25 protein-coding genes are annotated in these 25,679 nt (G+C 64.2%); 13 read left to right on the forward strand and 12 right to left on the reverse strand.

Annotated features, from left to right (window positions below; all coding sequences use genetic code 11):
• Positions 1–34: 34 nt before the first annotated feature.
• The 3 genes from hisG to hisS form a co-directional block, all read right to left on the reverse strand.
• Entirely contained in the window at positions 35–733 is a 699-nt protein-coding gene (gene hisG, locus EOA13_RS11720) for an ATP phosphoribosyltransferase (RefSeq protein ID WP_127292726.1), read from the reverse strand.
• On the reverse strand, positions 730–1,851 hold the full coding sequence (locus EOA13_RS11725) for an ATP phosphoribosyltransferase regulatory subunit (protein WP_127292729.1): 1,122 nt from the start codon (positions 1,849–1,851) through the stop codon (positions 730–732). Before EOA13_RS11725 ends, hisG begins: the two co-directional genes overlap by 4 nt.
• Before the next feature lie 178 nt (positions 1,852–2,029).
• Entirely contained in the window at positions 2,030–3,535 is a 1,506-nt protein-coding gene (gene hisS / locus EOA13_RS11735) for a histidine--tRNA ligase (RefSeq protein ID WP_127292733.1), read from the reverse strand.
• Positions 3,536–3,764: 229 nt separating this feature from the next.
• On the opposite strand from hisS, the gene EOA13_RS11740 reads away from it, so the two are divergent.
• Positions 3,765–4,016, forward strand: coding sequence for a hypothetical protein (locus EOA13_RS11740; protein ID WP_127292736.1), 252 nt, complete (start codon positions 3,765–3,767; stop codon positions 4,014–4,016).
• A 30-nt stretch (positions 4,017–4,046) separates the two neighbouring features.
• Here EOA13_RS11740 and EOA13_RS11745 read toward each other — a convergent pair whose 3' ends face one another.
• Positions 4,047–4,685, reverse strand: coding sequence for a DNA-3-methyladenine glycosylase I (locus EOA13_RS11745; protein WP_127292738.1), 639 nt, complete (start codon positions 4,683–4,685; stop codon positions 4,047–4,049).
• Positions 4,686–4,899: 214 nt separating this feature from the next.
• On the opposite strand from EOA13_RS11745, the gene EOA13_RS11750 reads away from it, so the two are divergent.
• A complete protein-coding gene (locus EOA13_RS11750; protein ID WP_127292741.1) occupies positions 4,900–5,637 on the forward strand; it encodes a L,D-transpeptidase in 738 nt (245 codons plus the stop codon).
• Positions 5,638–5,897: 260 nt separating this feature from the next.
• Positions 5,898–6,818: a bifunctional 5,10-methylenetetrahydrofolate dehydrogenase/5,10-methenyltetrahydrofolate cyclohydrolase gene (locus EOA13_RS11755; protein ID WP_127292743.1), complete on the forward strand. Its 921-nt coding sequence runs from the start codon at positions 5,898–5,900 to the stop codon at positions 6,816–6,818.
• 15 nt (positions 6,819–6,833) lie between these two features.
• Here EOA13_RS11755 and glcF read toward each other — a convergent pair whose 3' ends face one another.
• The 5 genes from glcF to EOA13_RS11780 all read right to left on the reverse strand — a co-directional run bounded on the left by glcF (position 6,834) and on the right by EOA13_RS11780 (position 12,916).
• A complete protein-coding gene (glcF, locus tag EOA13_RS11760) occupies positions 6,834–8,159 on the reverse strand; it encodes a glycolate oxidase subunit GlcF (protein ID WP_127292746.1) in 1,326 nt (441 codons plus the stop codon).
• 10 nt (positions 8,160–8,169) lie between these two features.
• Positions 8,170–9,375, reverse strand: coding sequence for a glycolate oxidase subunit GlcE (gene glcE, locus EOA13_RS11765; RefSeq protein ID WP_127292748.1), 1,206 nt, complete (start codon positions 9,373–9,375; stop codon positions 8,170–8,172).
• Between the two features lie 76 nt (positions 9,376–9,451).
• Complete coding sequence (locus tag EOA13_RS11770) at positions 9,452–9,916, reverse strand: DUF559 domain-containing protein (protein WP_245490360.1); 465 nt, start codon at positions 9,914–9,916, stop codon at positions 9,452–9,454.
• 53 nt (positions 9,917–9,969) lie between these two features.
• Positions 9,970–11,466, reverse strand: a complete 1,497-nt coding sequence (locus EOA13_RS11775) for an FAD-linked oxidase C-terminal domain-containing protein (RefSeq protein ID WP_127292754.1) — start codon at positions 11,464–11,466, stop codon at positions 9,970–9,972.
• A gap of 127 nt (positions 11,467–11,593) precedes the next feature.
• Positions 11,594–12,916: a DUF3422 family protein gene (locus EOA13_RS11780; RefSeq protein WP_127292757.1), complete on the reverse strand. Its 1,323-nt coding sequence runs from the start codon at positions 12,914–12,916 to the stop codon at positions 11,594–11,596.
• Between the two features lie 195 nt (positions 12,917–13,111).
• On the opposite strand from EOA13_RS11780, the gene EOA13_RS11785 reads away from it, so the two are divergent.
• From EOA13_RS11785 to EOA13_RS11795, 3 genes are read left to right on the forward strand one after another with little or no spacing between them, the layout of a single operon-like run.
• Positions 13,112–13,915, forward strand: coding sequence for an FCD domain-containing protein (locus tag EOA13_RS11785; RefSeq protein WP_023809029.1), 804 nt, complete (start codon positions 13,112–13,114; stop codon positions 13,913–13,915).
• Positions 13,916–13,933: 18 nt separating this feature from the next.
• Positions 13,934–15,079, forward strand: coding sequence for an alpha-hydroxy acid oxidase (locus tag EOA13_RS11790; RefSeq protein WP_127292760.1), 1,146 nt, complete (start codon positions 13,934–13,936; stop codon positions 15,077–15,079).
• Positions 15,080–15,106: 27 nt separating this feature from the next.
• The gene (locus EOA13_RS11795; RefSeq protein ID WP_127292763.1) at positions 15,107–15,880 is read left to right on the forward strand and encodes a metallophosphoesterase family protein; all 774 of its coding nucleotides are present in this window, start codon (positions 15,107–15,109) and stop codon (positions 15,878–15,880) included.
• A 39-nt stretch (positions 15,881–15,919) separates the two neighbouring features.
• On the opposite strand, the gene EOA13_RS39350 is transcribed toward EOA13_RS11795, so the two are convergent.
• A complete protein-coding gene (locus EOA13_RS39350; protein ID WP_013893872.1) occupies positions 15,920–16,051 on the reverse strand; it encodes a hypothetical protein in 132 nt (43 codons plus the stop codon).
• Positions 16,052–16,344: 293 nt separating this feature from the next.
• The gene (locus tag EOA13_RS11805; protein ID WP_127292765.1) at positions 16,345–17,043 is read right to left on the reverse strand and encodes a type 1 glutamine amidotransferase; all 699 of its coding nucleotides are present in this window, start codon (positions 17,041–17,043) and stop codon (positions 16,345–16,347) included.
• 88 nt (positions 17,044–17,131) lie between these two features.
• Here EOA13_RS11805 and EOA13_RS11810 point away from each other — a divergent pair, with 88 nt between their 5' ends.
• From EOA13_RS11810 to EOA13_RS11825, 4 genes are all read left to right on the forward strand, one after another.
• Positions 17,132–17,779 carry a hypothetical protein gene (locus tag EOA13_RS11810; protein WP_127292768.1) on the forward strand — a complete coding sequence of 216 codons (648 nt, stop codon included), beginning with the start codon at positions 17,132–17,134 and terminating at the stop codon, positions 17,777–17,779.
• A gap of 31 nt (positions 17,780–17,810) precedes the next feature.
• Positions 17,811–18,545 carry a 16S rRNA (uracil(1498)-N(3))-methyltransferase gene (locus tag EOA13_RS11815; RefSeq protein WP_127292770.1) on the forward strand — a complete coding sequence of 245 codons (735 nt, stop codon included), beginning with the start codon at positions 17,811–17,813 and terminating at the stop codon, positions 18,543–18,545.
• A 142-nt stretch (positions 18,546–18,687) separates the two neighbouring features.
• Positions 18,688–20,061, forward strand: coding sequence for a glutamate--cysteine ligase (locus tag EOA13_RS11820; RefSeq protein WP_127292773.1), 1,374 nt, complete (start codon positions 18,688–18,690; stop codon positions 20,059–20,061).
• A gap of 100 nt (positions 20,062–20,161) precedes the next feature.
• Positions 20,162–21,211, forward strand: a complete 1,050-nt coding sequence (locus EOA13_RS11825; RefSeq protein ID WP_127292776.1) for a DUF937 domain-containing protein — start codon at positions 20,162–20,164, stop codon at positions 21,209–21,211.
• Positions 21,212–21,372: 161 nt separating this feature from the next.
• Here the strand turns inward: EOA13_RS11825 and EOA13_RS11830 are convergent, their stop codons facing one another.
• Positions 21,373–21,663 (reverse strand): DUF1127 domain-containing protein, encoded by a 291-nt coding sequence (locus tag EOA13_RS11830; protein WP_127254768.1) that lies wholly within the window; start codon positions 21,661–21,663, stop codon positions 21,373–21,375.
• Positions 21,664–21,841: 178 nt separating this feature from the next.
• Between EOA13_RS11830 and EOA13_RS11835 the strand changes: the two genes are divergently transcribed.
• The 3 genes from EOA13_RS11835 (at position 21,842) to EOA13_RS11845 (ending at position 25,636) form a co-directional block, all read left to right on the forward strand.
• Positions 21,842–22,798 carry a LysR substrate-binding domain-containing protein gene (locus EOA13_RS11835; RefSeq protein WP_027035580.1) on the forward strand — a complete coding sequence of 319 codons (957 nt, stop codon included), beginning with the start codon at positions 21,842–21,844 and terminating at the stop codon, positions 22,796–22,798.
• An 83-nt stretch (positions 22,799–22,881) separates the two neighbouring features.
• Complete coding sequence (gene xseA / locus EOA13_RS11840; RefSeq protein ID WP_127292779.1) at positions 22,882–24,513, forward strand: exodeoxyribonuclease VII large subunit; 1,632 nt, start codon at positions 22,882–22,884, stop codon at positions 24,511–24,513.
• Positions 24,514–24,517: 4 nt separating this feature from the next.
• Positions 24,518–25,636: a P1 family peptidase gene (locus EOA13_RS11845; RefSeq protein WP_127292782.1), complete on the forward strand. Its 1,119-nt coding sequence runs from the start codon at positions 24,518–24,520 to the stop codon at positions 25,634–25,636.
• Positions 25,637–25,679 lie beyond the last annotated feature (43 nt).

Raw genomic sequence — 25,679 nt, forward strand, 5'->3', positions numbered from 1 at the left:
TGGGTCGGGGCCCTAAGGGTAGTGGGCCCCGCCGCTATCCGGCCGCAGCCGCCATCTTCGCGGCAATGTCGCGCAAGAGCGCCTCATCCGCCGCCGCCCGTGTCTTCCTCGACGCCACCAGACAGGCCTGCGAGCGCAGGACGAGGCCATCGCCCAGCACCTTGAGATGATTGGCGCGCAGCGTCGAGCCGGTGGTTGTGATGTCGACGATGACATCGGCCAGACCGGCCGCCGGCGCGCCTTCGGTAGCCCCCAGGCTCTCGACGATGCGATAGACCTGGATGCCGTGCTTCTGCGAGAAGAATTGCTGGGTCAGCCGCCAGTATTTGGTGGCGATACGCAGCCGCCGGCCATGGCGCTGGCGAAAATCGGCGGCGACGTCGTCGAGATCGGCCATGGTGTCGACGTCGAGCCAGATGTCCGGCACAGCCACCACGACATCGGCATTGCCGAAGCCGAGACGGGCGACGATTTCGGCGCGGGTCTCCCAGTCGGCGAGGTTTTCACGCACCAGGTCCTCGCCGGTGATGCCGAGATCGACGGCGCCCTGGCCGATCTCGCCTGATATTTCGGAAGCCGACAGGAACACCACTTCGACATCGTCCAGACCCTCGACGCGGGCGTGGTATTTGCGCTCGTCGCCGGGCAGGCTGACGGCGAGGCCGGCTTTGGCCAGCACGTCCAGCGCCTGTTCTTTCAGGCGGCCTTTCGACGGGATCGCCAGCGTGATCATGGCGCCGTCTCCCGCAATGCCTCGATGCGGTCGAGCCAGACCGAAAAGCCGACGCCGGGGATAGGCGTCTTCGCGCCAAGCAAGGTCAGCAGCCGGTCATAGCGGCCGCCGCCGACCAGCGGCCGGTCGCCATTGTCGGCTGCGATTTCGAAAACCAGGCCGGTGTAGTAATCGAGCGGGCGGCCGAAGGCGGCGTCGTAGCGGATTTTTCCGGCCGGCAAGCCATGCGCTTCGATCGCCTTGGCGCGGGCAGCGAACTTTTCCAGCGCGACATCGAGCGACAGACCGGCATCGCTGGCGAAGGTCTCCAGTGCCTGGGCCGCACTATTGAGCGGCACGTCGACGGCCAGAAAACTCTTGAGCGCGGAAAAAGCCTCGCTCGACAGCCGAACGCTGCGCAATTCGGCTTTCTCGATCAGCCGCCGGGCAATGTCGGACGGCGCGCGTCCGGCGGACGCCGACAGGCCCGCCTCTTCCATGCCGCTGGCAATATGGGCGGAAAGACCGTCCAGATCGCCGTCGAGGACGAGGGCGGCGACCGGCCCGGAAAGCTGGCCGTTACGCGGCGGATTGGCGAGATCGGCGAGAGCCGCCTCGAGCATCGGCGCCGAGCCGAACGCACGGGCAAGGCGCATGCGCCAGCCGCGCGGCAGGCCAAGGGCAGCCAGAACCGCCTCGAAAATAGTCTGGTCGCCGAGCGTGATCGCCAATGCCTGGCCGGGCAGCACCAGCGACAGCAGCGCATGCGCATCGGCCACCGAGCGGGCATCGGCTCCAGCGGTATCGCGGTCGCCGAGATCCTCGATGCCGGCCTGGAAGAACTCGTTGCCGCCTTCGCGGCGCTGGCGAAACACCTCGCCCAGATAGGAATAACGGCGCGGCGTGCCGGCCTGCGAGCTTATGTGGTCGAGGCAGACCGGAATGGTGAATTCCGGCCGCAGGCACAATGTCTGCCCGGTTTCGCTTTCGGTAAGGAAAATCCGGCGGCGCAGATCCTCGCCGGCCATGTCGAGGAAGGGGTCGGCCGGCTGCAGTATGGCAACCTCGACCGCATGCGTGTCGCGGGTGGCGAAGAGGTTGGTGATGTCGGTTGATATTGCGGGGTAGCGGGAGGTCATCGATCGGATGGGCGCGAGGCACCCCCCTCTGGCCTGCCGGCCATCTCCCCCACAAGGGGGGAGATTGGCAGCTTCGAGCTTGGCGCGCCATCTTCAACACCGGAGATTGGCGAAAGCCTCGACGGCATCCAATCTCCCCCCTTGCGGGGGAGATGGCCGGCAGGCCAGAGGGGGGTATTCAAGCGCCACCTTTCGCGCGATCAGCGGCCTGCGCCGCCAATATCTTCTTCACCTCACCAACCAGCTCGCTTTCCGCCACCGTCACCTGCGCCGGGCGCGCGGCGCGCCATTCGGCGTTGTCGGTGATCTCGGCCGACATGCGCGCGCCTTCGATCAGATCCTTGATCTGCAGCTCGCCCTTGGCGCGCTCGTCGCCACCCTGGATGATGGCGACCGGGCAGTTGCGGCGGTCGGCATATTTGAGCTGCGCCTTCATGCCGGCGCCGCCGAGATACATTTCGGAACGGATGCCGGCGGCGCGCAGCTCCGCCACCATCTTCTGGTAGCGGCCGAGGCTGTCGGTGTCCTTGTCCATCACCAGCACGACGACAGGTGCGATCACGTCCGAGGCATCGAGCTTGCCGAGGTTCTTCAGCGCGGTCATCAGCCTGGAGACGCCGATGGAAAAGCCGGTCGCCGGCACAGGCTCGCCGCGGAAGCGGGAAACAAGGCCATCATAGCGGCCGCCGCCACCAACCGAGCCGAAGCGCACGATCTGGCCGTCTTCGTTGGGGATTTCGGCCAGAAGCTCGGCTTCGAAGACGGGGCCGGTGTAGTATTCGAGGCCGCGCACGACGGAGCGGTCCATGGCGATACGGTCCTCGCCATATCCTGCCGCCCTGACCAGCGCTTCAATCGTGGCGAGTTCGCCGACGCCTTCCTGGTAGATGGCGTTCGAACTGACCATGGAATCCTGGCCGGTCTGTATAGTCCTCGCAGTCGCGAGAAGAACCGCCTCGGCTTGCCCGTTGTTCAATCCGGCGCCCTTGGCGAAGTCGCCTTCGCCCTCCTTGCCGCCGTCCCAGCGGCCCGGGCCAAGCAAAAGCTTCACGCCTTCCGGCCCGAGCTTGTCCAGCTTGTCGATCGCGCGCAGCACCGTCAGCCTTCGTCCGGCATTCTCGTCGCCGCCAAGGCCGATCGCCTCCAGCACGCCGTCCAGCACCTTGCGGTTGTTGACGCGGATGACGTAGTCGCCGCGCTTGATGCCGAGCGCTTCCATGACGTCGGCCATCATCATCGCCATCTCGGCGTCAGCGGCCACGCCCGGCGTGCCGATCGTGTCGGCGTCGAACTGCATGAACTGGCGGAAGCGGCCCGGACCCGGCTTCTCGTTGCGGAACACCCAGCCGGAGCGATAGCTGCGATAGGGTTTGGGCAACCGCTCGTAATTCTCGGCGACGAAACGCGCCGTCGGCGCGGTCAGGTCGTAGCGCAGCGACAGCCACTGGTCGTCGTCATCCTGGAAGGAGAACACGCCTTCGTTCGGCCGGTCCTGATCGGGCAGGAATTTTCCGAGCGCGTCGGTGTATTCGATCAGCGGCTGGTCTGCCGGTTCAAAGCCGTAAAGCTCATAGACCGAGCGGATCGTCGCCATCATCTTCTCGACGGCGCGGATATCCTCGGCGCTGCGGTCGGCAAAACCGCGCGGCAGTCGCGCTTTCGTCTTTTCCGATTTGTCGGCCATGAGTGAGCATCCGGTGTTTCGTGGCGTTGCGGGATAGGAAATTTCCTATTCGGCAACGCGCGTTTCCTAACTGATGCAGCCGGGAGCGGCAAGGGTCGGCACCCAGCACCACGCTCGAACTTCCGTGAAACAAAACCGCAGCGAAAATGAAACAATCCCGCCATGGGTGCGGCATCGTGCCGACACAATCGCAAGAGATAAACGCGCCGAAACGGGGGGGTTCGCGGCGATGACCAGCACAGCAAGATTCCATGCCATCGCCAGCGGTGCCGAACTGCCCGCACGCCTGCGCCGGGCCGACATCCACGCGCCGAAAATCGTCAGCCAGGCTGCCGGCCCGTTCGAAGTACCCGCCGACACCGGCGGGGGGCCTTCGATGCGCGACGCGTTGATGACCGGCCTGCTGGTGATCTATCCGACCGTGGCCACCGTGGTGGCGATCGTCGCCGGCCTGGTGCTCGCCAGCGCCAACGGCACCTGAAATTACCCGCTTCGCCGGAAGCAGAGGGGGCTATTTCGGCCTTTTGAAGGCCTTCCGCTGCTTCTCGACCTCCTTGCGGCAGACGCAGCCCTCGAGGTGGTCGTTGACCAGCCCCATCGCCTGCATGAAGGCGTAGACAGTGGTCGGGCCGACAAAGCTCCAGCCGCGCTTCTTCAACTCCTTCGAAATCCGGACAGAGACCGCCGTGGTCGGGTTGGCGCGCAGATGGGCGAGATCGACGATCACGGGCCGCTCGCCCTTGCCGGGTTCGAACTTCCAGAACCAGGCGGCCAGCGAGCCGAACTCGTCGGCCATCTCGCGGGCGCGCTTGGCGTTGTTGATGGTCGAGACGATCTTGCCGCGATGGCGGATGATGCCGGCATTGCCGAGCAGGCGTTCGACATCCTTGTCGGTGAAGCTTGCTACCTTGTCGAACTCGAAATTGGCGAAGGCTTCGCGAAAATTCTCCCGCTTGCGCAGAATGGTCAGCCACGACAGGCCCGACTGAAAGCCTTCGAGGCAGATCTTTTCGAACAGCCTGCGGTCGTCCGCCACCGGCCGTCCCCATTCATGATCATGGTAGTGCAGATAGTCGGGCAGATTGCCGTGCCAGAAGCAGCGCGCGACGCCGTCGGGACCGGCGAGCAGGCCGGTGTTTTCCTTGTTCATGGCCAAAAATCCGTTCGTTAATATGCTTTTGCGCTGCATTTACTGCGGCTTTACCAGATTCCTGAACCCGGCGGTAACCACACCAAAAGGTTTACCGACAGTTCCGCATTTTACGCATTCCGATTCATGTTTCGGTTGCTGCTTGCGCGCCAATGATCGCCGAACCGGGAGGACGTTTCCACCCGTTTGTATCAGACGATCAAGGTGCGTTACGATGAAGACAGTTCTGTTTCCCGTGCTCGGCGCCGTGGCTGTGTTTGCCGCCGGCGTCACACCCTCAATCGCCGGCGACCGCTATGCCGACAGGCCGCCGGTGATGGTGAGCCCCGACCTTTCCGCACCCTGGGTGCTGCAGCTTGGCCATGCGCCCGGCATCGTGCGCCAGAACCGCCAGGTCGTGCAGCAACAACCGCGCCTGCGCGCGGCGCAGCCCGACCGGGTGCGGACGGCAGCGGTGCAGGCGCCTGCGAAACGTGTGGCCACGCGCCCGCAGATCAACCCGATCTTCCTGCCGCAGGAGGTCGACTATGACGGCGCGCAGAAGCCGGGCACGATCGTCATCGACACCACGCAGAATTTCCTCTTCCTGATCGAGAAGAACGGCAAGGCGCGGCGCTACGGCGTCGGTACCGGCAAGCCGGGCTTCGAATGGTCGGGCACGCACAAGATCACCAACAAGCGCGAGTGGCCGGACTGGCGCCCGCCGGCGCAAATGATCAAGCGCGAAGCCGCCAAGGGCCGCTATCTGCCGACCTATCTGGCCGGAGGCATGGAGAACCCGCTCGGCGCCCGTGCGCTCTATCTCGGCACGACCGAGTACCGCATCCACGGCACCAACCAGCCGTGGACGATCGGCGGCGCGGTGTCGTCGGGTTGCATCCGCATGCGCAACGAGGACGTGGTCGACCTCTATGAACGGGTCAATGTCGGAACCACGGTCGAGGTGATATAATAATCCCTGCGAATCACCTGGCCGGCAAAGCAGTCCGCTTATCGAGGCCAGTTTAGGGATACGGGGGACGGGCCGTATGGGGATGCGGCCGGTCAGGAAGGGCAGCACGGGAAACCGCGCTGCCCTTTCCGTTTTTGAGCAGAAATCGAGGGCAAAGGTCACCCACGCGTCGCGCAACGGGCATAGCGGTTCGCTTTCATGCTGCCCTTTACCGCATTCTTTTGCTATCTCGGTGGCTAGTTCCACAAAAGAGTTCCCCCATGCCCCTGTCCGAAGACAGCCGTTATCTCAAGGGCGGCCCGGTCGCCCAGCGCATCATCGCCGCCGTTCGTGAGGACGCCGCAATCGCCAAAGCCGAGGGCTTTCCCCCCAAGCTGATCTCGATCACCGTCGGCGACACCGATGCGGTGGATGTTTATGTGCGCAATCAGCGCGCCAAGGCTGAGCTCGCCGGCATCGATTTCGAGGAGCGGCGCTTTCCCGCCACCATCACGGCAGGCGAGCTGGAAGCGGCCATTCACGGCCTGAATGCCGATCCGCGCGTCACCGGCATCATCATTCAGCGGCCGGTCCCGGTGCATATCCCGATCAGGACGCTGCAGGCGGCGGTGCATCCGCTCAAGGATGTCGAAGGCATGCATCCGGCCTCGATCGGCAACATCGTCTACAACCAGCTCGATCTCGCGCCTTGCACGGCGGCGGCCTCGGTCGAACTGCTCAAGGAAACCGGCCTCGACCTCAAGGGACTGGAAGTCGTCATCGTCGGCCATTCGGAAATCGTCGGCAAGCCGATCGCCTTCCTGCTGATGAGCGAAGGCGCGACGGTGACCGTGTGCCACCACATGACGCGGTCGGTCGCCGCCCATGCAAGGCGCGCCGATGCGCTGTTCGTCGCCGTCGGCAAGCCACGGCTGATCAAGGCCGACATGGTCAAGCCGGGTGCGGCCGTCATCGACATCGGCATCAATTCCGAAATCGGCCCTGACGGCTCAAGCCGCATCGTCGGCGACGTCGACACCGAAAGCGTCCGCGAGGTCGCCTCCTGGATCACCCCGGTGCCGGGCGGCGTCGGCCCGATTACGGTCGCCATCCTGCTGCGCAACACCATGGTCGCGCTCAGCCGCCAGCGTGCGCTTTATGAGGCGACCTATGGTACGGCGGACAGGCTCGCGGCAGAGTAGTGCCGGACGGGCGCCCTATTCCGCGGCGATGAGGTTCTCTCCCCGAACGCCTTCCGGCATCGGTCCGCCATAGGCCCAGTCGAGCAGTTTTATCGTGTGCACCACCGGCAGCTTGGCGGCGGAAGCGATCTGGGTGATGCAGCCGATGTTGCCGGTGGCGACGATCGAAGCCCCCGTCGCCTCGATGTTTGTCACCTTGCGGTCGCGCAGTTTGGCCGAGATTTCGGACTGCAGGATGTTGTAGGTGCCGGCCGAACCGCAGCACAAATGCCCTTCGCGCGGCTCGCGCACGATGAAGCCGGCCTTGGCGAGCAGTTCCTTCGGCTGGCGGGTGATCTTCTGGCCGTGCTGCATCGAACAGGCCGAGTGATAGGCGACGACCGTGCCCGGCTTGCGCACCGGTTCAGGCAGGTCGAAGGTCGAGAGATATTCGGTAATGTCCTTGGCCAGCGCCGAAACGCGCGCCGCCTTGTCGGCATAGGCCTGGTCGAGCCGCAGCATGAAGCCGTAGTCCTTGATCGTCGTGCCGCAGCCGGAGGCAGTGATGACGATGGCATCGAGCCCGCCTTGTTCGATGGCGCGCGTCCAGGCATCGACATTCTGCCTCGCAGAGGCAAGCGCGGCCTGCTCGCGCCCCATATGATGAACCAGCGCCCCGCAGCAGCCCTCGCCCGGTGGCACCACGACCTCGACGCCGAGCCGCGTCAGCAGCGAAATCGTGGTGTCGTTGATGGCGGGATCGAGCACCGATTGCGCGCAGCCGGTGAGGATGGCGACGCGGCCTCTTTTGCTCCCCTGCCCGGCATGGATGCCAGGTGAAGCTATCGACGATGCTGTCGGGATAGAGGCCGGCGCGAGCTTGAGCATCGCACTCAGCGGCTTCAGCGCCGGAACCTTGTCGAACAAGCCCATAAACGGCTTGCCCAGCTTCGCCAGCTTGAGAGCGGCGCGAAAACGCTTGGGATAGGGCAGCACGAAGGCCAGCATGGCGCGGGTCAGGCGGTCGAGCAGCGGCCGCTTGTAGGTCTCCTGGATATGGGCGCGGGCATGGTCGACCAGATGCATGTAGTTGACGCCCGACGGGCAGGTGGTCATGCAGGCAAGGCACGACAGGCACCGATCGATATGGGTGACGATCTCCTTGTCGGCCGGACGGCCGTTCTCCAGCATGTCCTTGATCAGGTAGATGCGCCCGCGCGGTGAATCGAGCTCGTTGCCAAGCGTCACGTAGGTCGGGCAGGTGGCGGTGCAGAAGCCGCAATGCACGCATTTGCGCAGGATCTTTTCCGATTCCGCGACATGCGGATCGGCAAGCTGGGCAAGCGAAAAATTGGTCTGCATCGCTAATGTCCTAGGCCATTCGGCCGGGATTGAGGATATTCTTCGGGTCGAATTCCTGTTTCAGGCGCTGGCTGAGTGCTGCCAGCGCCGGCGGCTGCGGCTCGAACACCGGCACAGCAGCACGATGGGAGGGTGCGGCACGCACCAGCGTCGCATGGCCGCCGCCATGTTTCCTCAACAGCCCGCGCAACAGAGCGGCTTCCGGGTCGCCCTCTTCCATACGCAGCCACACCAGCCCGCCCTGCCAATCGTAGAAGGCGCTGACGGCGGCCTGCATGCGCAGCGTCAGGACCATCTGGTGGCACTGTCCCGGCGTCATCGAGACACGCCAGACCGGTTTCTCGCTGTTGTCGGCGAAAGGCCTGCAATCGCGCACATCGCGCCAGATCAGCCGTGAAGTCTCACCGGCAATCTCCTGCAGCGGCCCGGCCTTGCCGAGCAGCGTTTTCAGCGCGGCGATGCGGTAGGCAACCGACGGGCCGAAGCCTTCGACACGCAGCAGCGTGGCGGCCTCACTGCCGAGACTGGCGCTGGCGACGCGCGTGGCGATGCGCTCCGGCAGGTGGGCGGCACTCGACACCTCAGCACTTGAGCCAAGCGCCAGGGCCATCGCGGCGGCAGCGGCATCGTCGAGCAGGCCACGAATGGCGAGCGTGACTTCGGTCTCGGCTGCCGGCAGCACCTTGAAGGTGACGTCGGTGAAGGCGGCCAGCGTGCCCCAGCTGTTGGCCATCAGCTTCGACATGTCATAGCCGGTGACGTTCTTGACCACGCGACCGCCCGACTTGAAGGCCTCGCCGCGCCCGGACACCACATTGATGCCCAGGACATGATCGCGCGCCGCGCCCGCCTTCAGCCGGCGCGGCCCGGAGAGGTTCGCGGCGAGCACGCCACCGATGGTGCCTTTGCCAGGCTCGCCACCAAACAGCGGACCGTAGTCCATCGGCTCGAAGGCAAGCTGCTGGCCGTTTTCCGCCAGCAGCTTTTCGATCTCGGCCAGCGGTGTGCCGGCTTTTGCCGACAGCACCAGTTCAGCCGGTTCATAGAGCGTGACGCCAGTGAGCCTCGACAGGTCGAGCGTGTGTTCGGTTTGCAGCGGCCGGCCGATGCCACGCTTGGAGCCGTGGCCGAGGATTTCCAGCGGCGAGCCTTCCGCCACCGCCCAGGCGACGGTGGAGAGGACTTCGTCTGACGTGGTTGGGGTGAAGGTGGTCATGGGTATCTCTGGTTCCTCGCCCCCGCAAGGCGGGGGAGAGGTGGCTCGGGCGAAGCCCGAGACGGAGAGGGGGCAGTCATAGAGCGTCGCCTCCGATCTTCTTGGCTGCGAAGACAAACCTCAGGTCTGAGGCTGTAACATCCTGGTGGAGCCGTCCTTCCAGCGCCGCAAGAATGGTTTCGCAGACGCTCCGAGAATTCCTAAGAACGTCGACATTCCAGAACCGCAATACCGAGAACCCTTCACCGCGCATGAATTCATCGCGTCGTCTGTCGTAGGAACTCTCGGCATGCTGAATTCCGTCCAGCTCGACGACCAGCTCTTCGCCGCGGCAGGAAAAGTCGGCGAAGTACGGCCCAATCGGCATTTGCCGAACGAATTTGTAGCCGCCTAGCCGTTTGGCCTTCAACTCGTTCCAGAGAGTTGCTTCCGCCTGATTATCGCCATGGCGAAGCGCACGAGCACGGGCGATCTTTTCAGGCGAACGTCGGCTCGGCGTATCGGGCGTCCCCCTCTCCGTCTCGGGCTTCGCCCGAGCCACCTCTCCCCCGCTTTGCGGGGGCGAGGAACACTCGTTCTGAGACGTCATCACCCTCAAAACCTCGGAATGTCTGGGAACGGCAGCTTGCCGCCGGAAATGTGCATGCGGCCGAGTTCGGCGCATCGCCGCAGCTGCGGGAACACTTTTCCCGGGTTGAGCAGATGGTTGGGATCGAAGGCACATTTGACCCGCATCTGCTGGTCGAGATCGATCTGGGTGAACATTTCCGGCATCAAGTCGCGTTTTTCCACGCCCACACCGTGTTCGCCGGTCAAGACGCCGCCGACCTTGACGCAGAGCCGCAATATGTCGGCGCCGAAGCTTTCGGCCTTGTCGAGTTCGCCCGGTACGTTGGCATCGTAGAGGATCAGCGGATGCAGATTGCCGTCGCCGGCATGAAAGACATTGGCGACGCCGAGACCGTATTTTTCCGACAGCTCGCGCATGCCGGCGAGCACACGCGGCAGTTCCTTGCGCGGGATGGTGCCGTCCATGCAGTAGTAGTCGGGCGAGATGCGGCCAACGGCCGGAAACGCCGCCTTGCGGCCGGCCCAGAAGCTCAGCCGTTCCTGTTCCGACTGCGAAATGCGGCAGGTGGTCGAGCCGTTCTTGTAGGCGATCGCCTCGACCAGCCCGATCAGATGATCGACCTCGACGCCCGGCCCGTCGAGCTCGACGATCAGCAGCGCCTCGACATCGAGGGGATAGCCGGCATGAACGAAATCTTCCGCCGCATGGATCGCCGGCCGGTCCATCATCTCCATGCCGCCCGGAATGATGCCGGCGCCGATGATGTCGGCAACGCACTGGCCGCCCTGCTCGCTGGTCGGGAAGCCGATCAGCAGTGCACGTGCCGTCTCCGGCTTCTTCAGGATGCGTACGGTAACCTCGGTGACGACGCCGAGCAGCCCTTCGGAGCCGGTCATGACGCCGAGCAGGTCGTAGCCTTCCGCATCAAGGTGACTGCCCCCCAGCCGCACCACCTCGCCATTCATCAGCACCATCTCGACGCCGAGCACATTGTTGGCGGTAAGGCCGTATTTCAGGCAGTGCACGCCACCGGAATTCTCCGCGACATTGCCGCCGATCGAGCAGGCGATCTGGGAGGATGGATCGGGGGCGTAGTAAAAGCCCTCCTGCTCGACGGCGGTGGTGATGCCGAGATTGGTGACGCCCGGCTGGGCAACGACGACGCGATTGGAGAAATCGATCCCGAGGATACGGTTGAAGCGGCTCATCACCAAAAGCACCGCCTCCTCGAGCGGCAGCGCGCCGCCCGACAGCGAGGTGCCGGAGCCGCGTGGCACGACACGGATGTTGCGGTCGTTGCAGTATTTCAGCACGCGCGAAACCTGCGCCACGGTTTGCGGCAGAACAACAACCAGCGGCAGCTGCCGATAGGCGGTCAGGCCGTCGCTCTCGAAGGCGCGCATGGAATTGGCGGCGTCGACGACGCCCTCACCCGGCACGATGATGCGCATGTCGGCGACGATCTCGTCGCGCCGGCGCATCGTGGCGTCGTCTGGTTTCGGCATGGACAGGCCGGACATCAGCAGCCTCATTTCGCTTGACTGGTCAAAATCTTTTACCAGTGAAGTGCGTTGGGCGCAAATCCTGTGGCGGCGGGGAATCCACTTCAAGGCGGAGACAGGCTTACGCAGCGGCAATCTGCCGCTGCTATTCGCCGGGCGGCTTGCCGGGTTCGGAGTGCATCCGGCGCACGCGGCGTACGCCCCACCAGACCAGCAGGATGGCGACAGGCACCGAAGCCGCGGTAATGATCTCCGGCGCGAAGGCATGGCCGAAGATCGAGGCGCCCTTGGCGACATAGCCGACAAGGCCGACCACATAATAGGAGACGGCGGCGACCGAGAGCCCCTCGACGGTCTGCTGCAGGCGCAATTGCAGGCGGGCGCGGTTGTTCATCGAGGCAAGCAGGTCGCGGTTCTGCTTCTCGACCTCGACATCAACCCAGGTGCGCAGCAGCGTCGTGGCGCGGGTCAGTTTTCGCGATAGATTTTCCTGCCGCTCCTCGACCGAGCGGCAGGTGCGCATTGCGGGTGCCACGCGGCGCTGCAGGAACCCGCGCCATGTGTCATAGCCGGGCACAGCCTCTTCCTCGAGCGCCTCCAGCCGTTCGCCGACGATGCCGTCATAGGCGCGGCTGGCGCCGAAGCGGTAAAGGCTCGACGCCGCGTCCGCCTCCAGCTCCGCCGCAAGTTCGGTCAGATCGGCCAGCAAGGTCTGGTTGTCGCGAGTCCCGGCGACCTTCATCTCCAGCGTGGTCTGCGCCAGCCGGTCCTCGATGCGGCGGGCGCGGCCGGACAAGGTCAACGCCAGCGGCAGGCCGAGCATGGCCAGCGTCCGATAGGTTTCGATGTCGATAAGCCGCTGCGACAACGCGCCGGTGCGCGCCGGGGTCAAGCCGCGATCGAGCAGCAGCATGCGGGTCAGGCCATCGCCATCCTGGCGAAAATCGGTGACGATGGCGGCGTTTCCGCGCTCGACCAGCGAGTAGCACAGGCTGGTCGGATCGAAACCGGCTATCAGCTGCTCGCTTGCTTGCGTCCATTTGCGGATTTCGAGCCTGATGCCGGAGATGCAGGTTCCCGGCGGGGAAAACCCGTTGCCGAAGGGTGAGGCCTCCTGCGTCCTGCCGCTTTCGGAAAGCGGCCCTTCCCACAAATAGGTCGAGAATTCGGTGTGCCGCTCCCAGCGCAGCGAGCCCTTGCCCCATTTCATGGCATGGTGGCGGGCCTGGCGGTCGGGCGCGGCGATACCGAGGCGCCGCGACAGTTCGGAAAGCACCGCGTGGTCGACGCCCGAGCCGCCCTCCGTCATGAAGGCGAGTTGCATCAGGACGCGCGGCTTTTCGATCAGCGGATGCGGCCGGGCATGAACCTCGCCGAGTGCGCCGGGCCGGCCCTCATGCGCGGGAAAGCCCATGACGCTGCCCTTGGCGCGCGGCTGGAATTCGAGATCGGACGGGTCGTCTGACACGGCTTGTTCCCCGGGGCCCTCTTGCACTCGCGTCCCTCTAGTGCCAATGGCCTGATGACGCAAACAGCAAAGTTAGCCGAAGATGACGGCATCGGGCGGAAAATCGGCCCGCTTTTTGTCAATTGGATAAAAAATTTGACCAGTTGGCGAGGCAGGCTCTATTCTGCGACACCGGTTCACCTTCCAGGCATTCTGTTGAGCGACATTTTTTCCAGGATCGAGCATTCGCGCACCGCCGACGAGGTGGTGCAGCAGATCGAGAGCCTCATCCTCGAAGGCGTGCTGCGCACCGGCGACCGGCTGCCGGGCGAGCGCGAGCTTGCACGCCAGTTCGACGTATCCCGGCCGATCCTGCGTGACGCCCTGAAGGCACTGGAAGGACGCGGCCTTTTGACGACAAGGCCCGGCGGCGGCACGCATGTCGCCGATGTCATCGGCCAGCTTTTCACCAAGCCGGTGACGGACCTGATCTCGATGCACCGCAAGGCAGTGACCGATTATCTGGAATACCGCCGCGAGATCGAAGGGGTCGCGGCTGAATACGCGGCACGGCGCGCCACTGCCGACGACATGGCGCTGCTCGACAAGATCATGGCACGCATGGACGATGCGCACCGGACCGGCGACTTCGACGACGAGGCCGAGATCGATGTCGAGTTCCACCACGCGATCTGCGAATGCGCGCACAACATCATCCTTTTGCACACGCTGCGCTCCTGTTACCGGCTGTTGTCGGAGGGCGTGTTCCAGAACCGGCTGCTGGTGTTCAGCGTGCCCGGCGCGCGCGACGCCCTGCTCGCGCAGCACCGCGCGATCCATGCGGCGGTGAAGGCCGGCGACCCGGATGCTGCCCGGCAAGCGGCGATGGACCACATCACCTATGTCGAACGGTCGATGGCGGAGGCCGAGCGCAGCGGCGACTGGCAGCGCGTCTCGCGACTGAGGTTGAAACAGCGCGTCGACGCCACCGATACAGAACCAGCACGCAAACGCTCCTAGCTATCGAGACGGGAACCCATGAGCCAGATCCTGACCATCGCCGACCTCAAGGACCTCGCCCGCCGGCGCGTGCCGAAGATGTTCTTCGACTATGCCGATTCCGGTTCGTGGACCGAAGGCACGTATCGGGCCAACGAAGAGGATTTCCAGAAGATCAAATTCCGCCAGCGCGTTCTCGTCGACATGGACAACCGTTCGCTGGCATCGACGATGATCGGCGAAAAAGTGTCGATGCCGGTGGCATTGGCGCCAACCGGCATGACCGGCATGCAGCACGCCAATGGCGAGATGCTGGCGGCTCAGGCGGCGGAGGAATTCGGCGTGCCGTTTACCTTGTCGACGATGAGCATCTGCTCGATCGAGGATGTCGCCTCGGTAACCACGAAGCCGTTCTGGTTTCAGCTCTATGTGCTGCGTGACAAGGATTTCGTGCTCAACCTGATCGACAGGGCAAAGGCGGCGAAATGCTCGGCGCTCGTGCTGACGCTCGACCTGCAGATTCTCGGTCAGCGCCACAAGGACATCCGCAACGGGCTTTCGGCGCCACCCAAGCTGACGCTGACGAACATCGTCGACATGGCCATCCGCCCGCACTGGTGCGCCGCCATGGCCGGCACGAAGCGGCGGACCTTCCGCAACATTGTCGGCCACGCCAAGGGCGTCGGCAACATGGCCTCGCTGGCATCGTGGACGACGGAGCAGTTCGACCCGCATCTGTCGTGGAAGGACGTCGCCTGGATCAAGGAGCGCTGGGGCGGCAAGCTGATCCTGAAGGGCATTCTCGACAAGGAGGACGCGCTGATGGCGGCCAAGACCGGCGCCGACGCGATCATCGTTTCCAACCATGGCGGGCGCCAGCTCGATGGTGCGTCGTCGTCGATCGGCGTGCTGGAAGAGATTGCCGACGCGGTCGGCGACACGATCGAAGTGCATATGGATGGCGGCATCCGCTCCGGCCAGGATGTCCTGAAGGCGCTTTGCCTCGGTGCCAAGGGAACCTATATCGGCCGGCCATTTCTTTACGGCCTGGGGGCGCTTGGCAAGGAAGGGGTTACTAAGGCGTTGGAAATCATCCGCAAGGAGATGGACATCACGCTGGCGCTATGCGGAAAGCGTCTGGTCACCGACATGGGCAAGGACCAGCTCCGGCGCCAGGTCCCGTGACCGCCTGACCACGGAGACACCGAAAAATTGGCAGAACCCGGCATCCATTTTCTCGACGCGCATGGGCCGGACGGCATGCGTCTCTATGCGATCGGCGACGTCCACGGCCGGCTCGACCTGCTGGCCGCCATGCATCTGCGTATCAGGGCCGAGATCGAGCAGGAGGCGCCTGCCGACTGGCGCGTCATCCATCTTGGCGACTATGTCGACCGCGGGCCGGACTCGAAGGGCGTCATCGATTTCCTGATCGAAGCGCAAGAGCGCGACCCTCGTCACCTGATGCTGGCCGGCAACCACGACATCGGCTTTCTCGATTTTCTCAAGACCCCTGACCCGGAAGGGCTTTTCATCCGGTTCGGCGGCATCCAGACGGCACAGTCTTACGGCGTGGCGATCAGTGAAGGCACCAGCGTATGGTTCGGCAAGGCCGAATCGGCCGTGCGCAAAGGACATCAGGCCCTGGTCGAGGCCGTGCCGCAAAGCCACATCGACTTCCTGCGGTCACTGCCGTTCTCCGCGATTTTCGGGGACTTCTTCTTCTGTCATGCCGGCATCAGGCCGGGTAATCCTCTGGAGAAGCAAAACCCACAGGACCTGATCTGGATCCGCGACGTCTTCCACAACCACACCGACCTTTATCCGAAGATCGTGGTGCACGGCCACACCCCGGTGCCGGAGGCGGAAGTGATGGCCAACCGCGTCAATGTCGACACGCTTGCCTGGCAATCAGGCATGCTGAGCGCGCTCGTCGTCGACGGCGCGGACAAACGCATCCTGACAATGACGATCAAGGAAGCTTGAGCGTCGCGCGTCGGAGGACGCGAAAGACGCTTCCCGACTTTAGCGCAGCGAGGCGGTGACGCCGTAACCGTCTACGGCGTTGTGATTGTTGGCTGCGTCGGCGGCATAGATGCCGAGACCGCACAGCACGATGGCAGACAACATGGCAAAGGACAGAAGCGCTGCTTTCACGGAGGTCATCTCTTGTTGAGCTTTCTGCATCTGTGCACCAGGCGGTTACCAATGCGTTGAAACGGAGAATTCGCTTCAAAGTTTCGACGATTTTGCGCTTCTAGGCATGTTCTGTATCAACGGTGTGTCGCGCGGGTCACACAAAAGGTTCATAGCCGTTGCACAGAAGATGCAGAGCGCGCGCCTTCTAGGATGGCGGGCGGACACAAGCCAAGAATGAAACGGTTTTCCCCAGGCGGTTTCACCGCCGCGTGCCAATTATGTCACGCTGGAGGGTACGGAGAGACCAACGCTCAGATGGTCGCTACCCAGGCACGGGCAATGGCCAGACCAGCGGCATCCGCATCGGGTCCGTTGCGGGCCATTTCGCCATCGAGCTTGCCGGCCCAGTCGGGATGGCGCGCGGCGATGGTCGGGGCAAAGGACGTGCTCCAGTCCTTGACCATCGGCCGGTCGGCCTCGAAATGGAACTGGAAACCGTAGACGGCGCGTCCGACGCGAAACGCCTGGTTCTCGGCGACATCGTTGCCGGCGAGCCGCACGGCGGCCTCGGGCAGCACGAAGGTGTCGTCATGCCACTGGAAGATCGGGAATTTCTCCGGCAGCGCGCCCAGCACCGGATCGGCCTTGGCGTCCGCCGTCAGCGATACGCCGCGCCAACCGAACTCATTGGCGCCGCCGATGCGGTTTTCGCCGCCGAAGGCACGGGCGACGAGCTGGCTGCCGAGGCAGATGCCGAGCACGGCGCGATCCTTGTCGGCAAAGTCGCGGGTCAGTTCGAGCAGTGCCGGGAAATAGGGGTACTCATCGTCGGCCAGCGCATTCTGGCCCCCGCCGAGCACCACCATAGCATCATGCCCGGCGGCGTCATCCGGCAGGGGATCGCCCCTGTAAGGGAGACGCAGGTCGAGATCGGCACCCGCTTCCGCAAGTGCTGCGCCGACCTGGCCAAGGCCGGTATTGTCGTAGTTCTGGACCACCAGCACCCGCATCACAAAACCCTACTGACATGAAAAAGATGCGACCAGCGATATCATGCCGCTCGCATTGCAGCCAAGATGCGTGTCCGGAGAGAAAACTATGCCACTGCAGAACCGGGTCGATCCGTTCGGCACCATCCACGCCGTGCCTGATCGCGGCCTGTTCACCGGCAATCGCGGCATCATCCACGATCCCGAGACGAAGACGCTCAAGAAGAAGCGCTGGGCGCTTCCGGCCTGGATCATCTGCGTCCGCCAATTCCGCGATGTGCGGCGCGAACCGATGGGCCGCAACAGGAAGGGCGGCAAAGCGGGCTGGACCGAGCTGTTCTTCCTCGACGAGGTGACGGCACTGGCTGCCGGGCATCGCCCCTGCTTCTTTTGCCAGCGCGAACGGGCCAGGGATTTCGTCGGCCGGTTCGGCGAAGCTTTCGACATTGCCGAACCGCGCGCGCCGCAAGTCGACAAGCGGCTGCACAAGGAGCGGCTGGCGTCGGGCGGCAAGCCGGCGACGGTGGCCTTTGACGAGCTTGCCGACCTGCCGGACGGCGCCATGGTTGGGGATGGCGGCATCGCTTATGCCCTGCGCGGCGGCAGAGCATTGCGCTGGTGCTTTGCTGGATATGGCCCACCAGCTGATTTCGACCTGCTCGAAGGCAAGACACTCTCGCTGCTGACGCCGGCCACGACGCTCGCCGTGTTGCGTCACGGCTTTCGCCCCGTATGGCATCCGTCCGCCGAGACTTGACGCCGGCGGTCGGCTCGCTCATTCCTCCGCAATGCGCGCCAATTACAAGATGCAACGTCTGTTCGTGCCCGACGATCTGCGGCCAGACATCGAGTTCGACGCCGGCCAACAGCAGAGCCACTATCTCCTGCATGTGCTACGGCTCGGCGAAGGCGCCGAAATCCTGGTGTTCAACGGTCGCGACGGCGAATGGTCGGCGGCCATCACGGCGAAGACAAAAAGGGCGGTGCGGCTGAAGGTGTCGGTGCTGCAACGGCCACAACCGCCGCTGCCCGATCTCGTCTACTGCTTTGCGCCGCTAAAGCAGGGCCGGCTCGACTATCTCGTGCAGAAGGCGGTCGAGATGGGCGCCGGCATCCTGCAGCCGGTCATCACCCAGCACACGCAAGTGGCCAAGCCGTCGATCGACCGCCTTCGCGCCAATGTCGTCGAAGCCGCCGAACAATGCGGCATCCTGGCGGTGCCTCAGGTGCGCGAAGCCGAAAAATTCGACCGCTTGCTGACCGGCTGGGACACAGGGCGACGGCTGATCTTCTGCGATGAGGATGCTTCGACCAACAATCCGCTGGCCGCGCTGCAGGCGATCAAGGAAAAGAAGCTTGGGCTGCTGGTCGGGCCGGAGGGTGGCTTTTCCGACGACGAGCGCAAGATGCTGCGCGCCCTGCCCTTCGTCACCGCCATTCCGCTCGGCCCACGCATCCTGCGCGCCGACACGGCGGCGGTGGCCGCGCTCGCGGTGATGCAGGCGACAGTCGGAGACTGGTGAAACGTCATCTCTTGCAAGGGACGGTGAGCGCGGTAAGGTTCAATTCCTGTTGACCTGTGGCTCAGGATTTTTCGCTTGATCGGCTACTGACATTTCGTCCATTTAGCGCCGGCGGTTCTCCAACCGCCTCTGAGGGCTGATCATGGCGCGCGACACAACCGATTTCCGGCCCATCGAAGGCATCGACGAACTCGTCGAGCATCTGGCCGAAGGCAACAAGCCGCGCGACAAATGGCGCATCGGCACCGAGCACGAGAAATTCCCCTTCTATGTCGACGGCAATGCACCGGTCCCCTATGGCGGCGAGCGCGGCATCCGCGCCATTCTCGAAGGCATGCAGTCAAAGCTCGGCTGGGATCCGATCGTCGACGACGGCCGCATCATCGGCCTGGTCGAACCGACCGGTCAGGGTGCGATTTCGCTGGAACCCGGCGGCCAGTTCGAACTTTCCGGCGCACCGCTGGAGACGATCCACCAGACCTGCCGGGAGGGCAACGCCCATCTGGCGCAGGTGCGCGAGATCGCCGAGCCGATGGGCATCCGCTTCCTCGGCCTCGGCGGCAGTCCGAAATGGTCGCTGGCCGAGACGCCGAAAATGCCGAAATCGCGCTACGAGATCATGACGCGCTACATGCCCAAGGTGGGCACCAAGGGCCTCGACATGATGTACCGCACCTGCACGATCCAGGTGAATCTCGACTTCGAGAGCGAGGCGGACATGCGCCGCAAGATGCAGGTGTCGTTGAAGCTGCAGCCGCTGTCGACGGCATTGTTCGCCAATTCGCCTTTCACCGAAAGCCACCCGAACGGCTTGCAGAGCTGGCGCGGCGACATCTGGCGCGACACCGACAACCAGCGCTCGGGCCTGCTCGAATTCTGCTTCTCGCCCGATTTCGGCTTTGCCGACTATGTCGAATGGGCGCTCGACGTGCCGATGTATTTCGTCATCCGCGACGACCGCTATCACGACATGACCCACATCACCTTCCGCCAGTTCATGGCCGGGGCCGCGCGCAATGAAGTGCCGGACGGGCTGCCGACAATGGGCGACTGGGCGAACCATCTGTCAACGCTGTTCCCGGACGTGCGGCTGAAGCGCTTCCTCGAGATGCGCGGCGCCGATGGCGGGCCATGGCGGCGCATCTGCGCGCTGCCGGCCTTCTGGGTCGGATTGCTTTATGATGAGGCCGCACTCGATGCCGCCGAGGCGCTGACCTCGAGCTGGACGTATGAAGAAACGCTGGCGATGCGCAACGCCGTGCCGGAACAAGGCATTTCCGCACCATTCCGCAACACCACGCTGCGCGAGATCGCGCGTGACGTGATGGTCATTTCCCGCATGGGCCTGAAGAACCGTGGCAAGAAGAACCGCGACGGCTACGACGAGACCTCCTTCCTCAACACGTTGGACGAAGTCGTGGCGCGCGGCACCACCAGCGCCGAGGAGATGCTGTCGGCCTATCACACGCGCTGGGGCGGCTCGATCGAGCCGGTTTTCATGGAATACGCCTATTAACCCTCGGATTTGGCAAAGCTGACCGGCCGGCAAAAGCCGCTTCAATCGGAAGTGGAAACAAACTAGGCTTCTTCGGCGAGGATTTCCGGAGGAGAGACCAATGCCTTCCTTGTTCGACATGCTGACCCAGGCCCAGAACGGCAACGGCATGCAGGCGCTTGCCCAGCAATACGGGCTTTCGATGCAGCAGACGCAAGCCGCGGTCGCCGCATTGCTGCCGGCCTTTTCGCAGGGGCTGCAGCGCAACACCGCCGACCCTTACGGGCTCGGCGCCTTCATGACGGCGATGGCCAGCGGCCAGCACGCCAAGTATTTCGAGGACGCAAGCCGGGCCTTCTCGCCGCAAGGCGTGGATGAGGGCAACGGCATTCTCGGGCACCTGTTCGGCTCGAAAGACCTGTCGCGCGCCGTGGCCAGCCAGGCGGCGCAAGCCAGCGGCGTCAATCAGCAGATCCTGCAGCAGATGCTGCCGGCGATCGCCTCGATGGTCATGGGCGGGCTGTTCAAGCAGACGACAAACCAGATGCAGGCCGCCGGCGGTTTTGGCGGCGGCGGCAACAATCCGCTGGGCGAGATCATCGAGCAGATGATGCGGCAAGGCGGCGGCATGCAGGCCCCGGCGCCGCAGCCGCGCCAGGCGCCGCCCCCCCAGAACCCGATGGACAACCCGCTCGGCAAGGTGTTGCAGGACATGTTCGGCGGCGGTGCGCCTCAGCCACAGCCGCAAAGCCAGCCGCAGCCGCAGCCCAATCCCTACGGCGAAAATCCACTCGGCAAGGTGCTGCAGGACATGTTCGGCGGTGGCGCGCCTCAGCCTCAGCCGCAGCCGCAAGGGCGGGCGCAGCCGCAGCAGACACAAAGCCCCTACGGAGACAATCCGCTGGGGAAAATCTTCGAGGAGATGCTGCGGCAAGGTGGCGGTGGCTTAGGCGGCATCCCTGGCGGACAGCCGGCGCCGCAACAGCCTCAAGCGCCCCCACAGCAGCGTCAGGCACCGCAGCCACAGGCCAATCCGAGCGGCCGGCCGAAAAACCCGTTCGATGACCTGTTCGGCAAGATGTTCGAGACCGGCGCCCAGCAGCGTGACGACTACCAAAAGGGCGTGGAAACGATCTTCGACCAGTTCAAGCGGGACATGGACCGGCGGTAGGCGGTCTTCGCTGAGGTAGAAAGAGAAAAGCCCGGTCCTGGGAGGACCGGGCAGAGTGCAGGCGGGCCGGGGGGGATCCGGCAGGGAGTGGGAGCCTGCATACTCGTCAGTCGCATCGAACCCCGAAAAGGTTCGCGGCAACCCAAACAAGAAGCATCAGATCAGGCCACCTTGCGGGCGATGTCCTCGATTGTTTCGACGCGATCGCTGGCGATTTCGCGCAGCATCGCCGTCGGGTCGCGGCCAAACGGCACGTCGATGGCGACGTGCAGGTCGGCGCGCGTCAGGCCGATATCGGCGAGTTCGGCGTCCGACATCTCGCCAAGGCGATAAAAGGCGCGGCGGTTTTTCCAGGCGCGATAGATGTTGGAGACGGTGTTGGCCACGCGAGTCGCAACGGCCGGACGCGAGGTGATGCGCGAGGTCTCGGTGGCGAAATCGAACGTGGTCATTGTCGGTCTCCTTCAGACTCGAACGGGCAAAGCCTTGCAATCGGCGCTGGCGACAGCGGCCGTTCCGGCTTCGATTCACATGCCTTCATGTGGACAATACCAATTTGCCATCGAGTGATTGATTAATCCAACGAATGTTTCTAATCTTTACCATCAACACTAGTGATGGATCATGTCGATGAAATCGCCGCTCGATCTCGATCAATTGCAGACCTTCATCTCGATCGCCGATACCGGCAGCTTCACCAGGGCGGCCGAAGAGGTGCACCGGACCCAGTCGGCGGTTTCGATGCAGATGCGCCGTCTGGAGGAGCGGCTCGGCAAGCCGCTGTTCGAAAAGGACGGGCGCACCAACAGGCTGACCGAGGAAGGCGACAAGCTGCTCTCCTATGCGCGGCGGCTGCTCTATCTCAACCGTGAGACGCTGGCTGCCTTCGATGACCGGCGGCTCGAAGGCACGATCCGCATCGGCACGCCCGACGACTATGCCGATCGTTTCCTGCCCGAGATCATGGCGCGGTTCACGCGCTCCAATCCGCGCGTTGAACTGACCGTCATCTGCGAGCCGACGCCGGGGCTGGTCGAGCATATCAAGCGCGGCAATCTCGACCTCGCGCTGGTGACTCACAACGACGTACGCGGCCAGTCGGAGGTGGTGCGGCGCGAACCGCTGCTGTGGGTCACCTCGGCCAACCATGCGACGCATGAGCAGGAAACGCTGCCGATGGCCTTTGGCCGGCCGAACTGCATCTGGCGGCGCGCCGCCGTCGATGTGCTCGACCAGCAGAACCGCGACTATCGCATCCTGTTCACCAGTTTCTCGGCCACCGTCATCACCGCCGCGGTGCTTTCCGGGCTGGCGATCTCGGTGCTGCCGGAATGCGCGCTGCGGCCCGGCATGCGGGTGCTGAGCGAAGCCGACGGCTTCGGCGCCCTGCCCGACTGCCGCATCGGTATCATGCGCGGCCAGACGTCGCGGCCGGAGATCGTCGATGCGCTCGCCCGCCATATTTCGGAAAGCCTGGACAATATCTCCGTCCCGGTCGGCGAAGACCCCGGGACATTCGATTTCGCAGCACTCGCCTTCACCAAACTGCGGCGGACCAAGCCGAACCAGATCCTGCCCGGCTGGTAGGCAGGGTCAGGCATGCCGGTTATGAACGGCTGGCCCGACACGGCCACCTTGACGCGGGCGCCCAACCGTCCCCCAATCGGCCGATGAGCGACGCAGCATCCGAATCACGCACCAATGCCGCCGAATACACGGTGAGCGAGATCTCCGGCGCGCTGAAGCGCACGGTCGAGGATGTCTTCGGCAATGTGCGGGTGCGCGGCGAAATATCAGGCTATCGCGGGCCGCATTCCTCAGGTCATGCCTATTTCGCGCTGAAGGACGACCGCGCACGGCTCGACGCCGTGGTGTGGAAAGGCACGATGAGCCGGCTGAAGTTCCGCCCCGAAGAGGGGATGGAAGTGATCGCCACCGGTAAGCTCACCACCTATCCCGGCAAGTCCAACTACCAGATCGTCATCGACAATCTGGAGCCTGCCGGCGCCGGCGCGCTGATGGCGCTGCTGGAGGAGCGCAAGCGGCGGCTACAGGCCGAGGGTCTGTTCGACACCGACCGCAAGCGGTTGCTGCCATTCATGCCGCGCATCATCGGCGTCGTCACCTCGCCGACAGGATCCGTCATCCGCGACATCATCCACCGCATCAAGGACCGCTTTCCGCTGCACATCCTGGTCTGGCCGGTGCGTGTTCAGGGCGAGACGTCAGGCGCGGAAGTGACTGCTGCGGTCAGCGGCTTCAACGCGCTGGCATGGGATGGCGCCGTCCAGCGTCCCGATCTGTTGATCGTGGCGCGTGGCGGCGGCAGCCTCGAAGACCTCTGGGGCTTCAACGACGAGGCGCTCGCCCGCGCGGTTGCTGCTTCCGGCATTCCGGTGATCTCGGCTGTCGGCCACGAGACCGACTGGACACTGATCGATCTCGTCGCGGATGTGCGCGCGCCGACACCAACGGGTGCAGCCGAAATCGCCGTGCCGGTGAAGGCCGATCTCGAAGCAACGCTTGCCAGCCTCGGTGCACGGCTGAAAGCGGCGGTCTTGCGCAATTTCGAGCGCAAACGGCAGGCTGCTCGTGCGGCGGCCCGCGCACTGCCTTCGCCCGACCAATTGCTGGCGCTGCCGCGCAGACGCCTCGATGAGGCGACATCCAGACTTGGCCGGGGCCTGTTGGTCTCCACCGAACGCAAGCGTGCAAGGTTTTTTGCCGTAAAGCTGACACCGGCAATGCTGTCGCAGCGCATTGCCGAGGCGCGGCGCACCAACGAACGCAATCTTTTGCGAGCACAAGGGGCATTGCGCACGTTGGCAAGAGCCCGGCGTGCGGAGCTTAACCGAGCGGCGGATCAATTGCCAAAATGTGCCAGGGCATCGCTGCAGCGGCACAAGCAGCAATTGACCATGCTGCAAGGCCGCATCACGATCGAGCCGACGGCACGGCGGCAACGCGTGCAGAGGGATTTGCTGACAGCTTTGACAAGACGCGGCACGCAAGCAGTGGTGCTCAGGCTGGAGCGTTTGCGCGGCCGTGTCGTCCAGGCCGACAGGCTGATGGCAACACTGTCGCACAAGGCCGTCCTGGCGCGCGGCTTTGCGCTGGTGAGGGATGCGGATGGCGCGGTGATCAAGCAGGCTGCCGATGTGGCGTCGGGAATGGCGCTTTCGCTCGAGTTCGCCGACGGCATCGCCGATGCGGTGGCGATCACCGGCACGGCAAAACCGAAAGCCGTGGCCAAGCCGGCGGCCAAGGCCAAAGAGCCCGGCAATCAGGGATCCCTGTTCTGACACCATGACCGATAATCCGCATCATCTGACAACGCCCTCAGGCAAACCGCGCGCGCGGAATTTCGGCATCGGCTTCGACGGGCGGCCCGGACCGTTTAACTCGATCACCGATGTGCCCGGCGTCGCGGTCGGTTATGCGACGCTGATTTCGGGCGATGGCGCGCTTGTCGTGGGCGAGGGACCGGTGCGCACCGGCGTGACCGCGATCCTGCCCAGACCGCTGGCGGATCTCGCCACCCCGGTCTTCGCCGGCATCTTCAGCCAGAACGGAAACGGCGAATTGACCGGCTCGCACATCGTCGAGGAAACCGGCGCTTTCAACTTCCCGATCACCATCACCAACACGCATTCCTGCGGTGTTTCACGCGACGGCACGCTGCGCTGGATGCAAAGCGTGCTGCCGGCAGCGCTCGACAGCGGCTGGGGGCTGCCGGTGGCGGCGGAGACCTATGACGGCTTCCTCAACGACATCAACGGTCACCATTTGACGTCAGCGCATGTTGCGCAGGCCCTCGACGGCGCCGCCGGCGGAGCGATCGAGGAAGGCAGCGTCGGCGGCGGCACCGGCATGATCACCTTCGGCTTCAAGGCCGGCTCCGGCACGGCATCGCGCATCGTCGAATGGCACGGCCGTGCCTACACCGTCGGCGCCTTCGTGCAGTCTAATTTTGGAAAACGGCGCAATATCACCATTCGCGGCCTGCGCGTCGGGCCGGAACTCGTCGAACCGGCGGTCCGCGAAGGCACACCGCGTGCTGAAAAGGGCTCGATCATTGCCGTCGTCGCCACCGACGCACCGTTCCTGCCGCATCAGATGAAGCGGCTGGCCCGCCGGGTGCCGCTCGGCGTCGCCATGACCGGCGGCTTCGGCTATCACAGCTCAGGCGACATTTTTATCGCCTTCTCAACCGCCAATGCGAGCGCGGCGCTGGCGCCCTCCGGCCGCATCGCCAGCGCCAATTTTATTCCGGACACCGATATCGATCCGTTTTTCGATGCGGTGATCCAGATCGTGGAGGAAGCAATCCTCAACGCGCTGGTCGCCAATGACGACATGACCGGGCGCGACGGCAATTTCGTGCCGGCGCTGCCGAAGACGTGGCTGAAGGAGAAGTTTGGCTGAAGACAAAAAACGCAGGCCAGAAGCCCGCGCTGAAACAACGTCG

This window comes from Mesorhizobium sp. M7A.F.Ca.US.011.01.1.1 (assembly GCF_003998295.1).
GTDB lineage: Bacteria > Pseudomonadota > Alphaproteobacteria > Rhizobiales > Rhizobiaceae > Mesorhizobium.